Source organism: Terrabacter lapilli, assembly GCF_039531305.1.
Taxonomy (GTDB): Bacteria; Actinomycetota; Actinomycetes; order Actinomycetales; family Dermatophilaceae; genus Terrabacter; species Terrabacter lapilli.
This window is the reverse complement of sequence record NZ_BAAAPU010000009.1, coordinates 229310-242520: the sequence shown is the minus strand read 5'-3', so window position 1 is coordinate 242520 and position 13211 is coordinate 229310. Positions and strand designations below refer to the sequence as shown.

15 protein-coding genes and 2 tRNA genes are annotated in these 13211 nt (G+C 70.9%); 11 read left to right on the top strand and 6 right to left on the bottom strand.

Features of this window, described 5'->3' with window-relative positions; all coding sequences use genetic code 11:
- Positions 1-45 precede the first annotated feature (45 nt).
- A complete protein-coding gene (gene trmB / locus ABD241_RS16035; RefSeq protein ID WP_344064806.1) occupies positions 46-816 on the top strand; it encodes a tRNA (guanosine(46)-N7)-methyltransferase TrmB in 771 nt (256 codons plus the stop codon).
- A gap of 81 nt (positions 817-897) precedes the next feature.
- Here the strand turns inward: trmB and ABD241_RS16030 are convergent.
- Positions 898-971: transfer RNA gene (locus ABD241_RS16030), tRNA-Pro, on the bottom strand.
- 147 nt (positions 972-1118) lie between these two features.
- Here ABD241_RS16030 and ABD241_RS16025 point away from each other — a divergent pair.
- Positions 1119-1189: transfer RNA gene (locus ABD241_RS16025), tRNA-Gly, on the top strand.
- A gap of 112 nt (positions 1190-1301) precedes the next feature.
- On the opposite strand, the gene ABD241_RS16020 is transcribed toward ABD241_RS16025, so the two are convergent.
- Positions 1302-2252 carry a DUF1996 domain-containing protein gene (locus ABD241_RS16020; protein ID WP_344064803.1) on the bottom strand — a complete coding sequence of 317 codons (951 nt, stop codon included), beginning with the start codon at positions 2250-2252 and terminating at the stop codon, positions 1302-1304.
- 126 nt (positions 2253-2378) lie between these two features.
- Between ABD241_RS16020 and ABD241_RS16015 the strand changes: the two genes are divergently transcribed.
- The gene (locus tag ABD241_RS16015) at positions 2379-2675 is read left to right on the top strand and encodes a DUF2087 domain-containing protein (protein WP_344064800.1); all 297 of its coding nucleotides are present in this window, start codon (positions 2379-2381) and stop codon (positions 2673-2675) included.
- 56 nt (positions 2676-2731) lie between these two features.
- Here the strand turns inward: ABD241_RS16015 and ABD241_RS16010 are convergent, their stop codons facing one another.
- Positions 2732-3247 (bottom strand): hypothetical protein, encoded by a 516-nt coding sequence (locus ABD241_RS16010; RefSeq protein ID WP_344064797.1) that lies wholly within the window; start codon positions 3245-3247, stop codon positions 2732-2734.
- A 139-nt stretch (positions 3248-3386) separates the two neighbouring features.
- Here ABD241_RS16010 and tig point away from each other — a divergent pair, with 139 nt between their 5' ends.
- The 8 genes from tig to ABD241_RS15970 all read left to right on the top strand — a co-directional run bounded on the left by tig (position 3387) and on the right by ABD241_RS15970 (position 10196).
- Positions 3387-4757, top strand: coding sequence for a trigger factor (gene tig / locus ABD241_RS16005; RefSeq protein WP_344064794.1), 1371 nt, complete (start codon positions 3387-3389; stop codon positions 4755-4757).
- A gap of 162 nt (positions 4758-4919) precedes the next feature.
- Positions 4920-5216, top strand: a complete 297-nt coding sequence (locus tag ABD241_RS16000; protein WP_344064790.1) for a hypothetical protein — start codon at positions 4920-4922, stop codon at positions 5214-5216.
- 265 nt (positions 5217-5481) lie between these two features.
- The gene (locus ABD241_RS15995; RefSeq protein ID WP_344065332.1) at positions 5482-6084 is read left to right on the top strand and encodes an ATP-dependent Clp protease proteolytic subunit; all 603 of its coding nucleotides are present in this window, start codon (positions 5482-5484) and stop codon (positions 6082-6084) included.
- 33 nt (positions 6085-6117) lie between these two features.
- A complete protein-coding gene (locus ABD241_RS15990; RefSeq protein ID WP_142221916.1) occupies positions 6118-6771 on the top strand; it encodes an ATP-dependent Clp protease proteolytic subunit in 654 nt (217 codons plus the stop codon).
- A gap of 115 nt (positions 6772-6886) precedes the next feature.
- On the top strand, positions 6887-7141 hold the full coding sequence (locus ABD241_RS15985) for an acyl-CoA-binding protein (RefSeq protein ID WP_344064785.1): 255 nt from the start codon (positions 6887-6889) through the stop codon (positions 7139-7141).
- Positions 7142-7272: 131 nt separating this feature from the next.
- Positions 7273-7905, top strand: a complete 633-nt coding sequence (locus ABD241_RS15980; RefSeq protein WP_344064782.1) for a hypothetical protein — start codon at positions 7273-7275, stop codon at positions 7903-7905.
- Between the two features lie 317 nt (positions 7906-8222).
- A complete protein-coding gene (clpX, locus tag ABD241_RS15975; protein WP_344064779.1) occupies positions 8223-9500 on the top strand; it encodes an ATP-dependent Clp protease ATP-binding subunit ClpX in 1278 nt (425 codons plus the stop codon).
- A gap of 51 nt (positions 9501-9551) precedes the next feature.
- Positions 9552-10196 (top strand): hypothetical protein, encoded by a 645-nt coding sequence (locus ABD241_RS15970; RefSeq protein WP_344064775.1) that lies wholly within the window; start codon positions 9552-9554, stop codon positions 10194-10196.
- Between the two features lie 10 nt (positions 10197-10206).
- Here ABD241_RS15970 and ABD241_RS15965 read toward each other — a convergent pair whose 3' ends face one another.
- The 3 genes from ABD241_RS15965 to ABD241_RS15955 are packed head-to-tail and all read right to left on the bottom strand — an operon-like array spanning position 10207 to position 13210.
- Entirely contained in the window at positions 10207-10797 is a 591-nt protein-coding gene (locus ABD241_RS15965) for a hypothetical protein (protein WP_344064772.1), read from the bottom strand.
- A gap of 1 nt (position 10798) precedes the next feature.
- The gene (locus ABD241_RS15960) at positions 10799-12112 is read right to left on the bottom strand and encodes a DUF58 domain-containing protein (RefSeq protein WP_344064769.1); all 1314 of its coding nucleotides are present in this window, start codon (positions 12110-12112) and stop codon (positions 10799-10801) included.
- A gap of 6 nt (positions 12113-12118) precedes the next feature.
- Positions 12119-13210 (bottom strand): AAA family ATPase, encoded by a 1092-nt coding sequence (locus tag ABD241_RS15955; protein ID WP_344064766.1) that lies wholly within the window; start codon positions 13208-13210, stop codon positions 12119-12121.
- Between the last annotated feature and the right edge of the window lies 1 nt (position 13211).

Genomic DNA, 13211 nt, shown 5'->3' with positions numbered 1-13211 from the left:
GCCGCCGAGGTGGGGCCGGCTCGCAGCGCTCACTACGATGCCGGGGTGAGTGACCAGCCGAACCCCGCCGACTCTGCGGCCGTCCCGACCCGTACCGCTGATCGCAGGCAGCACGTCGTGCCCGACCTGCCGCCGGGCGTGACGCCCGCCCGGGTGCGCTCCTTCGTGCGCCGCGGCCGCCTCTCCTCGCTCACCAAGGACCGCGTCGAGCGCCTTGCGCCGTCGCGTGCCCTGCCCGAGGGGCGCTTCGACGCGGCCGCCACGTTCGGGCGCTCGGCCCCCGTCGTCCTCGAGATCGGCTGCGGGCACGGCCACGCCGCGATCGCGTATGCCGCCGCCTTCCCCGAGCGCGACGTCGTGGCCATGGACGTGCACACCCCCGGGGTCGCCCGCATGCTGGCGAACGCCGACGAGGCGGGTGTGCCCAACCTGCGCGTCGAGATCGGCGATGCCGTGCTCTTCCTCGAGGAGCGGGTCGACGATGCCACCTTCGACGCGGTGCACCTCTTCTTCCCCGACCCGTGGCGCAAGAAGAAGCACACCAAGCGCCGTTTCGTGAGCCCCTCGAACCTCGACCTGCTGGCGCGCGTGCTCAAGCCCGGTGGCCACGTCCTCGTCGCCACCGACCAGGACTTCTACGCCGACCACGTGCTCGAGGAGGTCGCCGCCCACCGGCGCTTCGAGGCGCACCGGGTCGAGCGGCCGCAGTGGCGGCCGCGGAACGGGTTCGAGGCCAAGGGGATCGCTGCGGGACGCACGATCAACGAGCTGCGCCTCGACCTGCTGCCCCGGGTCGACCCGGCGGCTGCCGACTGACCACACCCCTGCTGCACACACCTGGGCCGGACCCGCCTTCGGCGAGTCCGGCCCATCCCGATGTCTTGCGACATCACACGGTCGGGGTGACAGGATTTGAACCTGCGGCCCTTGCGTCCCAAACGCAATGCGCTACCAAGCTGCGCCACACCCCGTGGCCTCGGAATCGTAGCGGACGAGTCGCCAGGTTCTCGTCCGTGCGGAGCGACGACGCCGTCGGCGCTCACCAGCGGGCCGATTTCAGCGGAGCGGGCGCGAACCAGTAGGGTAGCGCCGCGGGCCGCCGGCACGACCGGCGCCGTGCGGGCGTAGCTCAATGGTAGAGCCTCAGTCTTCCAAACTGATCACGCGAGTTCGATTCTCGTCGCCCGCTCCGACTTGCCGAGCACCCGGTGGTTCAGCGCCACAGCAGTCGCCACGCGACGTGCACACGAGAGCCCCGCCCACCCGGAGGTGGACGGGGCTCTGTGCGTGTCGAGGTCAGGTCACGGGTCGCACTTGGAGGTGCTGTACGCGGCCGTCTGGGAGACGACGCACGTCTTGAGGAAGTCGCCGAACTCCTTGTCCCTCCACGTCTGCCAGAAGTCGGCGTGCAGGGAGCGGCCGTCGCTGGTGCCCATCATCTTGTCCGAGGACAGGGCCACGTCCGTGCCGTTGCCGACGTAGGGGAACTGGATCGTCTCCCGCAGCTCGGCCACACCGATCGGGTGCGTTGCCGGGCACTTCTTCGCGACCGCGTAGGCGTAGTGCGCGTTGTCCCGGGTGTCGCCGTTCTCGGTTGCCGTGTGGCTCGGCCTCACCCCGTCCCAGCAGGAGGGGAAGTCGATGTGGGCGGTCAGCGTCAGGCCGGGCTTGCCCGAGAGGCCGGTGCAGTCGGGAATGCTCTGCACGGGTGCGGAGCGGGCGCCGGACTTCATCCCGCACGACCAGTTGTAGCGAGTGCCTATGAGGCGGGTGTCGGCGGGGATGGGCTGCGCCGCCCCGAAGGTCGTGCCGGCTGCGCTGCGGTAGTAGGCCGTGAACTGCTGCGCCGGGATGAGCTGGCCGGCCTTGGGGCCCGAGACGTAGCGCAGGGTGGGGGTCCAGTAGCCGGCCGAGTCGGCGCTGTAGGACAGGTCGAGGACCTTGCGACAGTTGTTGGCCTTCCCGGCGAGGTCGCTGTAGTTCGCGGCGTTGGGGTTGGCCAAGGAGTGCCAGGCGATGTTGCCGAAGAACTGGTGCTCGTGCATCGAGGGGCCGGCGGCGTTGTGGTTGACGATGGGGTCGTAGTAGCCGACCGCCACCGCCGGCTGCCCGGACACGTCGCACTTGACCTTGCCCAGGGCGGATGCCTGGCCGGCGGGCAGCACCAGTGCGACGAGCAGACCGAGCACGAGGCCGATCGGCAGGAGCACTCGCCGGCTGGGAGTGGAGGTGGGTGGTGTTGCAGGGGACATGGGCGGAGGCTACCCGACATGGTGTGATAACGGGTGATTTGTGGCGTCTGGGCCGGGAGTGACGGCGTGGCCTGTCGGGACGGAAACGGCTGGACCCGCGGCTTCCGCGTTCCTACGGTGGGGTGCATGTTCCGCCCCGACCTGCAGGACGCACTCCGTGACCGCGACGCCGTCCTGCGCTCCTTCCTCGCCGCCGACGGCACCCTGACGAGCATCCCGACGAAGATCCGCAAGCGGCTCGTCGTCCTCGACCTGCTCGCCCAGGAGTTCGAGCCGGGGGAGAGGTACGACGAGACCCAGGTCAACAACCGCCTGCGGGCCTTCCACCCCGACGTCGCGGCGCTGCGCCGCTACCTCGTCGAGGAGGGCTTCCTCGACCGCGGCGAGGGGCAGTACTGGCGCGCCGGCGGCACGGTGGACTGACCGGGAGGCGGCCACCCGGCATACGGCAGAGGTCGGGTGCCCGGGGGGCCGCCGGGTCAGCGGAAGCCGAGCGACTCGCTCAGCCAGCTCTCTGCGCCGTCCGCCTCGAGCCCCGCCTCGACGGCGGCGGCCGTGCGCGGAGACGGCCAGCCGTGGACCCAGAACAGCGCCAGGCCGCCGGGCAGCGCGATGAGCAGCGGCAGCCACGAGTGAGGCTCGAACACGAACGAGCAGGCGAACGCCACGAGCACCGGCGCCTCCGCGAGGGCTGTGCGCAACGTCGTCGTCGACGTGAAGTAGCGCAGACTCGTGGCCTCCGCGTTCTCGCGCGGCAGGCCGTGTGGCAGGGACGGGACGGCATACCCCACCCACCGGATGAGGGCCGCCGAGCCGACGAGCGCAGCCAGCACGAGACCGACCGCCCACGGCGACGGCATGGCCACCGACGGGTCCACGAGGATGCGCACCGCGCTCAGCATGAGCGCCCCCATTCCGACCGCGATCGAGACGAGCTGGATCGGCCGGAGGGTCGCGTGCTCGGGCGAGGCGAAGGGGCCGGGCAGGCTGCTCATGGGGCCTGAGCATAGGCGCCGGGAGCCCACCCCCGATCCGCGCATTTAGCCATCAGGCGCGGGCCCGATAGCATGGTGCGCTGGCCCGTCCGTCCACCGTCGACGACCACGTCGGCACCACCCAATGGAGTAACCCGCAGTGAAGAGTGCGCTCGAGACCCTCAGCCCGACCCGGGTCAAGATGACCGTCGAGGTCCCGTTCGAGGAGCTCAAGCCGAGCCTCGATGCGGCCATCAAGCACATCGGTGAGCACATCCAGGTGCCTGGCTTCCGCAAGGGCAAGGTGCCCGCCCGCATCATCGAGCAGCGCGTCGGTCGCGCGGCCGTCCTCGAGGAGGCCGTCAACAACGCCCTCCCGACGTTCTACGGCCAGGCGCTCGAGGAGAACGAGGTCCGCCCCCTCGGCCAGCCCGAGATCACCGACCTGCAGGTCCCGGCCTCCGACGGCCAGGACTTCGTCTTCACCGCAGAGGTCGACAAGCGCCCCGAGATCGAGCTTCCCGACTTCGGCGACATCGAGCTGACCGTCGACGAGGCCACCGTCTCCGACGAGGACGTCACCAGCCGCCTCGACGAGCTGCGCGCCCGCTTCGGCACGCTCAAGGGCGTCGACCGCGCCGTCCAGGACGGCGACTTCGTCTCCATCGACCTGTCCGCCGAGATCGACGGCGAGCAGATCGACGAGGTCACCGGCGTCTCCTACGAGGTCGGCAGCAAGAACATGCTCGATGGCCTCGACGAGGCGCTCATCGGCATGACGGCCGACGAGACCAAGCAGTTCACCGCGCCCCTGGCCGGCGGCGACCAGCAGGGCCAGGACGCCAACTGCACCGTCACCGTCACCGCGGTCAAGGAGCGCGAGCTGCCTGAGCTCGACGACGAGTTCGCCCAGCTGGCCTCCGAGTTCGACACGCTCGACGAGCTCAAGGCCGACCTCACCGCCAAGGCCGAGGTCGACGCCAAGTTCGCCCAGGGCGTCGCCGCCCGCGACAAGCTCCTCGAGGCCATCCTGGAGAAGGTCGAGGTGCCGATCCCCGAGAGCATCGTCGAGGCCGAGGTGCACAGCCACCTCGAGGGCGAGGGTCGCCTCGAGGACGACGAGCACCGCGCCGAGGTCGACGAGAGCACCCGCAAGGGCCTCAAGACCCAGCTCCTCCTCGACGCCATCGCCGAGAAGGAAGAGGTCCAGGTCGAGCAGCAGGAGCTCATCGAGTTCCTCGTCATGAGCTCGCAGCAGTACGGCATGGACCCCAACCAGTTCGCGCAGTCCCTCGACCGCGAGGGCCAGATCCCCGCCATGGTCGCCGAGGTCGCCCGCCGCAAGGCGCTCGCCACGGTCCTCGAGAAGGTCGTCGTCAAGGACACCGCCGGCAACGTGGTCGACCTGAACGAGGCCGTCCCGGGCACCGAGGGCGACGAGGACGAGGCGCCCCAGGGTGCCGACGCGAGCACCGACGGGAGCACCGACGAGAGCACCGACGAGGCCTCGGCGGAGAAGGCCGACGCCTGAGCGTCATCAGCACGAATGCCGTGAGGCCGGCTCCCGCTCGGGAGCCGGCCTTCGTGCATCCGTGGGCCCGGCCGCTGTCCCGGGTTGTCGGCCGTGCCACCCGGGTAGGGACCTGACGTCGTCGGTACGACGACGTCACGCACGACGAGCGAGGAGCCACGGATGAGCAACACCGAAGAGTCGGGCACCGGCATGGCTGACACCGACATCAACAGCACTCACCCCGACGGCTCGGGCAGTGTCGACCCCCAGAGCGCTGCCGAGGACGCGTCGGGTGACGACGCGGGTCGCGGCAACCTCGACGGCAGCAACCCCGTCGCCGAGCCGCGCGACCGTTCCCTCGACCAGGCCGGTTCCGAGACTGGCGGCAACGGCTCCTTCGACGACGCCACGCAGCAGTCGAACGGTGCCGAGTCCGATTTGGCCGACGCCGGGCAGGACAACGGCCTGAACGAGTGACCGCACCCGACCACGGACCCCGCCCGGCGGCATACGCGGGCGGGGTTCTCGGCGGTCGGCCCGCGTGCGGATGCGTGGTGTTGCGTCGGACCGGCTCAGGTTTGTGCGCTCACGGCGAACACGGCGCGGTTCGGGAAATCAGCCCGAGGGGTCGGGCGTTAGGGTCAGTGACGAGCCAGCCGGCGCCACCTCGAGTGGCAGAAGGCTGGACCACTTCGACGATGGAGACACGGTGATTTCGGAGACCTCCGCCAACGGCAACGGCATGCCGGGTGGTCTGGACGACCACATCTACAACCGCCTGCTCAAGGAGCGGATCATCTTCCTCGGGTCCGACGTCCGCGATGACAACGCGAACGCCATCGCCGCGCAGCTGCTGCTGCTCTCGGCCGAGGACCCCGAGAAGGACATCTGGCTCTACATCAACAGCCCCGGTGGGTCCATCTCGGCCGGCATGGCCATCTTCGACACGATGAACTGGATCCCCAACGACGTCGCCACCGTCGCGATGGGCATGGCCGCCTCGATGGGCCAGTTCCTGCTGTCGGCCGGGACGAAGGGCAAGCGCTACGCCACGCCCCACGCCCGCGTCATGATGCACCAGCCCTCGGGCGGCATCGGCGGCACCGCCACCGACATCAAGATCCAGGCCGAGCAGATGCTCTACGTCAAGAGGCAGATGGCCCAGCTCATCGCCGAGCACACCGGCCAGACCGTCGATCAGATCGAGAAGGACTCCGACCGCGACCGCTGGTTCAGCGCGGAGGAGGCCAAGGAGTACGGCTTCGTCGACCACGTCTTCAGCCGGTCCGACCAGGCGGTCGAGGGCACGGGTGTCGGCCAGGCCGACGCCAAGGGCGACAACTGACCGCGGCCTGAACAGGACTTGGAGAGCACAGACATGAACATCGAACCCACCAACCGCCTTGCGGTCCCCGCGCCGTCGAGCCGCTACATCCTGCCGCAGTTCGAGGAGCGCACCTCCTACGGCATGAAGCGGTCCGACCCCTACAACAAGCTCTTCGAGGACCGCATCATCTTCCTCGGCGTGCAGGTCGACGACGCGTCGGCCGACGACATCATCGCGCAGCTGCTCGTGCTGGAGTCGCTCGACCCCGACCGTGACATCCTCATGTACATCAACAGCCCGGGTGGCTCCTTCACCGCCATGACGGCGATCTACGACACGATGCAGTTCGTCCGGCCCGACATCCAGACGTTCGTCATCGGGCAGGCGGCCTCGGCCGCGGCGGTGCTCCTCGGCGCCGGCGCCCCGGGCAAGCGCTTCGCCCTGCCCAACGCGCGCATCCTCATCCACCAGCCGGCGCTCTCGGGCGGCGACTACGGCCAGGCCTCCGACATCGAGATCCAGGCCAACGAGGTGCTGCGCATGCGCACCTGGCTCGAGGACACGCTCGCGAACCACACGGGCCGCACGTCGGAGCAGGTCCGCAACGACATCGAGCGCGACAAGATCCTGTCCGCCGAGGACGCCAAGGACTACGGCCTGATCGACCAGGTCCTCGCCTCGCGCAAGGCGTCGCTGGAGGTCTGACGTCCCGCTCGCTCTCGAGCACGTATGCCGCTGGGCCGGGTTCCGCTGGGACCCGGCCCTCGGCGTACCTGCTTGGATGGGTTCCGAACCCGACATCGAGCGTGGAGGTGCAGTCATGGCCAGTGCGGAGTTCGAGCAGGCGGCGCAGACGGTCAAGCAGCTGACGACCGACCCGGGCAACGAGGCGAAGCTGCGCCTCTACGGCCTGTACAAGCAGGCGACCGAGGGCGACGTGAGCGGGTCGCGGCCGGGCTTCACCAACCCCGTCGGGCGCCAGAAGTACGACGCCTGGGCCACGTTCGAGGGCACCTCGCGGGAGGCGGCGCAGGAGCAGTACGTCGCCCTGGTCCGCGACCTCACCTCCAGCTGACGTCTCCCCGGTCGCGATGGTCGACCCCGGCACGACAACTGACCATCCGGCTGGTTGCCGCAACGGGCGGGTCGCCCAGGCCTGTGGAAGAGCGACGACGCCACGCCAGCGACTGAGCCACGATCTGTACCGTGCCCGTTCCGAGCCGCCGACCGTTCCGCGTCGGGACCGTGACCGATCCCGCCACGGGTCGGCGCACGGTCGACCCACCCCTGTGCATCACCGCCTGGGACCTGCGCTCGGGTCGCTACCGCCGCCTGCTCCGCGGCGTCTACGTCGGGGCGACAACGCCGGTGACACCGCTGGTCATGGACGAGGCCGGTCTGCTGGTCGCGGGGCCGGACTCTGTCGTCTCGCAACAGACGGCGGCCCGGGTCTGGGGCGGTGTCGTGCCCGACGACGGCCTCGTCCACGTGACCTGTCCCCGCCGCCCCAGAGGCAGTGGAATGAAGTCCCACCGCCCGAAGCCCGGACAGCGCGGCACGTCGGTGCGCGGCATCCCCGTGACGACGCCGGCCTCGACCTTCGTGGACCTCAGTGACGAGCTCGGACTCGTCGACCTCGTCGTCCTCGGCGACTCACTCGTCCGGGCCGGCTGCGTGCTCGTCGTCGTGCGGTCCAAGGACGTGTACCGGACGCCGGCTCGCACCCTGGGCCGGATCGTGGCCGCCATGCGCGCCCGGGGGATGCGCGTTCCGCGCTTGTCGGACGAGTGGCGGCGGCACTTCCCGCGCCTGCCCGAGGACGTGGCGGTGCCGGCGTGACGGACCTCGGCGCGGCGCCACGCGCGGACTGTCGTGTCCGATCCCGGGTTCTCGCCGCGACAACCCGCCACGTGGCGCGTTGCTGGGCCTCGACGGACTCCGAGCGGGCGCGGGAGGCGGCTGCGGGAGGGCACGGCGGCCGGCCGAGTCGGCTGGAACGCGGTCCAAGTGACACGCCGGTCGTTTGTCAGCCATCAGCGGACAAACGGCGTTGCGCGAGCGGGGGCCCCTTCCTCCGTCGTCTAATAGGAGTCGGCCCCACCCGGGGCCGGCCGGGTGCACCCAGCGTTCGGCGCCGACGAACCAGGAGCGAATCGGTGGCACGCATCGGAGAAGGCGGAGACCTCCTCAAGTGCTCTTTCTGCGGGAAGAGCCAGAAGCAGGTCAAGAAGCTCATCGCCGGCCCGGGCGTCTACATCTGCGACGAGTGCATCGACCTCTGCAACGAGATCATCGAGGAGGAGCTCGCCGAGAGCAGCGAGCTGGGCCTCGACCACCTGCCGAAGCCGCGCGAGATCTTCGCCTTCCTCGAGAACTACGTCATCGGGCAGGACGTCGCGAAGAAGTCGCTCGCCGTCGCCGTCTACAACCACTACAAGCGCATCCAGGCCGGTGAGGGCGTCAAGCGCGACGACGACCACGTCGACATCGCCAAGTCCAACATCCTGCTCATCGGCCCCACCGGATCCGGCAAGACCTACCTCGCCCAGACGCTCGCCAAGATGCTCAACGTCCCGTTCGCCATCGCGGACGCCACGGCGCTGACCGAGGCCGGCTACGTCGGCGAGGACGTCGAGAACATCCTGCTCAAGCTGATCCAGGCCGCCGACTACGACGTCAAGAAGGCCGAGACCGGCATCATCTACATCGACGAGGTCGACAAGATCGCCCGCAAGAGCGAGAACCCGTCGATCACGCGTGACGTCTCCGGCGAGGGCGTGCAGCAGGCGCTGCTGAAGATCCTCGAGGGCACCACCGCCTCGGTGCCCCCGCAGGGTGGGCGCAAGCACCCGCACCAGGAGTTCATCCAGATCGACACGACCAACGTGCTCTTCATCGTCGGCGGCGCCTTCGCCGGCCTCGAGAAGATCATCGAGTCGCGCTCGGGCCGCAAGGGTCTCGGCTTCGGCCAGCCGCTGCACAACCCGAAGGACCTCGGCGACAGCTTCCAGGACGTCATGCCCGAGGACCTGCTGAAGTTCGGCCTCATCCCCGAGTTCATCGGCCGCCTGCCCGTCCTGACGACGCTCACGCCGCTCGACCAGCAGGCCCTGGTCAACATCCTCACGGTGCCGCGCAACGCGCTCGTCAAGCAGTACCAGAAGATGTTCGAGATCGACGGCGTCGATCTCGAGTTCACCGAGGACGCCATCGCGGCCGTCGCCGACCAGGCGCTCCTGCGCGGCACCGGCGCCCGCGGGCTGCGCGCCATCATGGAGGAGGTCCTGCTCCCCGTGATGTTCGACGTGCCCAGCGACGACGAGATCGCCCGGGTCGTCGTGACCCGCGAGGTCGTCCTCGACAACGTCAACCCGACCATCGTGCGCCGCGAGGCCGAGCCCCGGGCCCGGCGTCCCCGCAAGGAGTCGGCCTGACCGAGCCCGGCACCCAGCCGGGGCCTCGACCCGTGACGCGTGTCTGAACGGATGACCGAACCCTTCCGGCTCTCTGCCGGGGAGCAGGCTCCGGTGCAGCAGTCGGGCACGACCTGCGGGTCGGCCTCCCTGACCGTCGCCCGCATGCTCATCGACCCCGCTTTCGCGCGGTGGGTCCGGGACGGCATACCGAAGGACGCCCGCGACGACGGCGCGCCCGCGCCCGACCGCCACACACCGGCCCAGCGGTTCGCCGCCTACGAGCAGGTGGTGATGTCGCGCACCAACACGCTGCGCGGCCCCGGCCACCGTCTCCAGCTGCCGTGGCCGCGGGCCCTCGGCACGCCGCCGTGGGGTGCCCGGGCCGAGCTCGAGCAGGGGGCCTCCGAGCCGGGAGCCGACTACCGGGTTGCCTGGCTGCGCCGGCTGCGCGGTCCCTCCCTCGAGCACGCGTATGCCGCCCTCCGCGCCCGAGTGCGAAGGGGCCGCCCTGCCTTGCTCTACGTCGGAAGCGCCTGGCTGCCCCGGCACGTCGTGCTGGTGCTGCCACCGACCGCGGACCACCAGCTCGACGTCTACGAGCCCTCGGCCGGGCAGGTGGTGGACCTGCCGCGGCAGCCCTTCGTCGCCCGGCGCCTGGCCGTCGGTGGATGGGACCAGCCGTGGGCCGCCGTCTGGGACGTCTCGACCGGCTGACTGCCGCCGGTCACTGCCGCTCGGCGGGCGGGCTCGTGCGCACGAGCCACAGGCCTGCCGCGACCCCACCGAGACCGAGCACGTATGCCGCGGGCGCCGGTCCCAGCGAACGTGTCGCCAGCAGCCCCGTCAGGGCCGCCACCGGCACGGCCGCGGCGAACGCGACCGCGGTGTGGCGCCCCCACCGGGACACGGCACGGGCCGTGAACGAGCCAGCCGGCGGCGAGGTCGCCGCCGCGGACGTCGCGGCGTGCGCGACGATGCACCCGGCTGCCGCCGGGAGCGACCACCAGGAGAAGCTGCCGGCAGGGGTGAGCGTGAACCACCCGTAGAGCAGCAGCGCCCAGTAGACCAGCGGTGCGGCCGAGCCGGCCCACGACATCGTGACGAGGGGCAGCAGCACCAGTGCCCACCACGGACCGGCGAAGCCGCCCGCCGCGAGGTAGAGGCTCGCGAGGAAGAGCAGCACCCCACCCATCGCGGCTGCGGCGGCACCGAGCTGGCTGAACGACCACTCCGGACCTGCGCCGAAGTGCAGCGTGCGTCGCACGGGGCCCCCGGGGTGGGTCGAGGCATCCTGCTGACGTCGGGGACCGTCCATGTCATCGCCTTGTCATCCGGGGCGCCGAGGCGCGGCGGGCGATGTCGCGCAGCACGAGGTCGAGCGAACCGGGGCCTCGCCACGGCACGACGGGCACGCCACGCAGGCGCAGGCTGTGCACCTCGGCGTCGCGCGAGAGCAGCCGGATGCGCCAGGCCAGCGACTCGTAGACGTTCGTCGGGTCGGTGACGAGGTGCTCGGGAAAGGTGTCCACCACGACGACGGTCATGCCTCGCGAGGCCAGTCGGTGGGCCAGGCCCACCGTCGCAGGCTCGATGAGCGGCGAGAGCACGAGGCACAGCGCCATCGGGTCGATGCCGCGAACGGCCTGCTCGCCCGTGTCGCGACGGTCGGTGGCTGGTGAGATGGCCGCGAGCGTGTCGAGGACCCTGCGCAGGTGGTTGGTGCCCGAGCCCGTGCCGAGGACGGGCACCTTCGCCGCGCCGACGGTCCGCAACGTGAGCCGGTCGCTGGTGCGCAGGAAGTGCTCGCTCATGGCGCCGGCGGCGCGAACGGTGACGTCGAGGCTCGTGGGTCGCCCGTCGATCCCCTCGCGCGGGCCTACGTCACTGAAGCAGTCGACGAGCAGGAAGACGTGGGCGTCCTCGTCTGCGTAGGTGGAGGTGACGTGGAGCGCGCCGGTGCGCATGGAGATGGGCCAGTGGATGCGCCGCAGCCGGTCGCCCGGATGGAAGGGCCGGATGGAGCTGAACTCCGTGCCGGACCCGGGCCGGCTCGAGCGGTTGAGCCCGACGATGCCGCGCGGGTGCGGGGTGGGCGCCTGGGCGTCGAACGCGGCCGGTACCGGGAGCGTGGCCGTGAGGAGGTCGGGCAGGTCGACGGGTCCTGCGCGGAAGGCGCCCCAGGTGCTGGCGAGCGCGATGCTCACCGTGCCGACGCGCCGGCGCCCCCACCGGGTCGTGCGCAGTCCCAGGGAGGCGGTGCCGTCGTCGAGCGGGACGATCCCGCTCGCCGGCTTGCGCTCGACCCAGGGGGCCTGCGCGACGGTCACGATGCCGTGGACGTCGTCGAGCGGCGGCTCGATGCTGACCTCCAGGCCTGTCACACCTCCCTCGCGCAGGGTCGTCTCGCCGAGACGTGCTGTCCCGGTCACGTCCGTGCGCGGACGTGCCAGCTGGCCCCAGGCCGCGGCGACGACGAGCGGGGTCACGATCACGAGCAGGTCGGGTCGCCTGCCGAGGACCGCGGCGATCGCGCCGGCGGCGGCCAGGACGACGGCCCGCTGGTGGGCAGCCGTCGGCTCCCACTCCCCGAGACCACGGGTGACGGACCGTCGCGGGCTCCAGTTGGGCATGGGGGCTCAGCCCGCCGCCGGACGCGCCGGACCCGAGGCGCCGGCTGGGCCGCCCTGGCCCGCCGGACCTGCCTCACCCGCCGTCGAGCCCAGCCCGGGTCCCGTCGCTGCAGCCCCGACGGGGTGGACGCCGAGGTGCTCACGGGCGGATGGCGTCGGCACGATGCGCAGCAGGCTCTCCACGACGCTGCGACCGGAGGCGTTGCTCATCCACAGCTCCGGCTTGACCGTGACCCGGTGCGCCAGGACGGGGACGGCGACGGCCTTGACGTCCTCGGGGGTCACGTAGTCGCGGCCGTCGACGACGGCATACGCCCTCGCGCAGAGCAGCAGTCCGAGCGCGCCACGGGGCGAGGCCCCCATGAGCACGTCGCCGTGCGTGCGGCTGGCGGCGGTCAGCGCGACGCAGTAGCGCCCGACCGACTCGTCGACGACGGTGGCCTCGACCGCCGCCTGCATCGCCAGGAGCTGCTCGGCATCGACGATGCGCTCGAGCTGCTGCTCCTCTCGCTGTCGCGCCATCCGGCTGGAGAGGATCTCCCACTCCTCGTCGAGCGAGGGGTAGCCGAAGGAGATGCGCATGAGGAAACGGTCGAGCTGCGCCTCGGGCAGTGGGTAGGTGCCTTCGTACTCGACCGGGTTGGCGGTCGCGAGGACGTGGAAAGGACGCGGCAGCGGGAACGTGCGCCCCTCGACCGTCACCTGCTTCTCCTGCATCGCCTCGAGCAGCGCCGCCTGCGTCTTGGGCGGCGTGCGGTTGATCTCGTCGGCGAGGAGCAGCCCGGTGAAGAGCGGGCCCGCCCGGAACTCGAACTCGCCGACCCGCTGGTCGTAGATGAACGACCCCGTGATGTCGCCGGGCAGCAGGTCGGGGGTGAACTGCGCCCGCTTGAACTCGAGGCCGAGGGTCTGGGCGAAGCTGCGGGCGGCGAGGGTCTTGCCCAGTCCGGGGAAGTCCTCCAGCAGCACGTGCCCGCCGGCGAGGATGCCCGAGAGCACGAGCCGGAGCGACTCGCGCTTGCCCACGACGGCGCGGTCGACCTCGTCGAGGACGGCGCTGCTCAGCTCGCTCACCTGGTGCAGGCTCAGGTCGGTCATG

Coding starts and splice junctions, on each gene's coding strand:
- ABD241_RS15985 (WP_344064785.1), top strand. CDS start 6,887: ATGGCCAGTGCGGAGTTCGAGCAGGCGGCGCAGACGGTCAAGCAGCTG.
- ABD241_RS15965 (WP_344064772.1), bottom strand. CDS start 10,797: ATGGACGGTCCCCGACGTCAGCAGGATGCCTCGACCCACCCCGGGGGC.
- ABD241_RS15970 (WP_344064775.1), top strand. CDS start 9,552: ATGACCGAACCCTTCCGGCTCTCTGCCGGGGAGCAGGCTCCGGTGCAG.
- ABD241_RS16010 (WP_344064797.1), bottom strand. CDS start 3,247: ATGAGCAGCCTGCCCGGCCCCTTCGCCTCGCCCGAGCACGCGACCCTC.
- ABD241_RS16020 (WP_344064803.1), bottom strand. CDS start 2,252: ATGTCCCCTGCAACACCACCCACCTCCACTCCCAGCCGGCGAGTGCTC.
- ABD241_RS15955 (WP_344064766.1), bottom strand. CDS start 13,210: ATGACCGACCTGAGCCTGCACCAGGTGAGCGAGCTGAGCAGCGCCGTC.
- ABD241_RS15960 (WP_344064769.1), bottom strand. CDS start 12,112: ATGCCCAACTGGAGCCCGCGACGGTCCGTCACCCGTGGTCTCGGGGAG.
- ABD241_RS16015 (WP_344064800.1), top strand. CDS start 2,379: ATGTTCCGCCCCGACCTGCAGGACGCACTCCGTGACCGCGACGCCGTC.
- ABD241_RS16000 (WP_344064790.1), top strand. CDS start 4,920: ATGAGCAACACCGAAGAGTCGGGCACCGGCATGGCTGACACCGACATC.
- ABD241_RS15990 (WP_142221916.1), top strand. CDS start 6,118: ATGAACATCGAACCCACCAACCGCCTTGCGGTCCCCGCGCCGTCGAGC.
- ABD241_RS15995 (WP_344065332.1), top strand. CDS start 5,482: ATGCCGGGTGGTCTGGACGACCACATCTACAACCGCCTGCTCAAGGAG.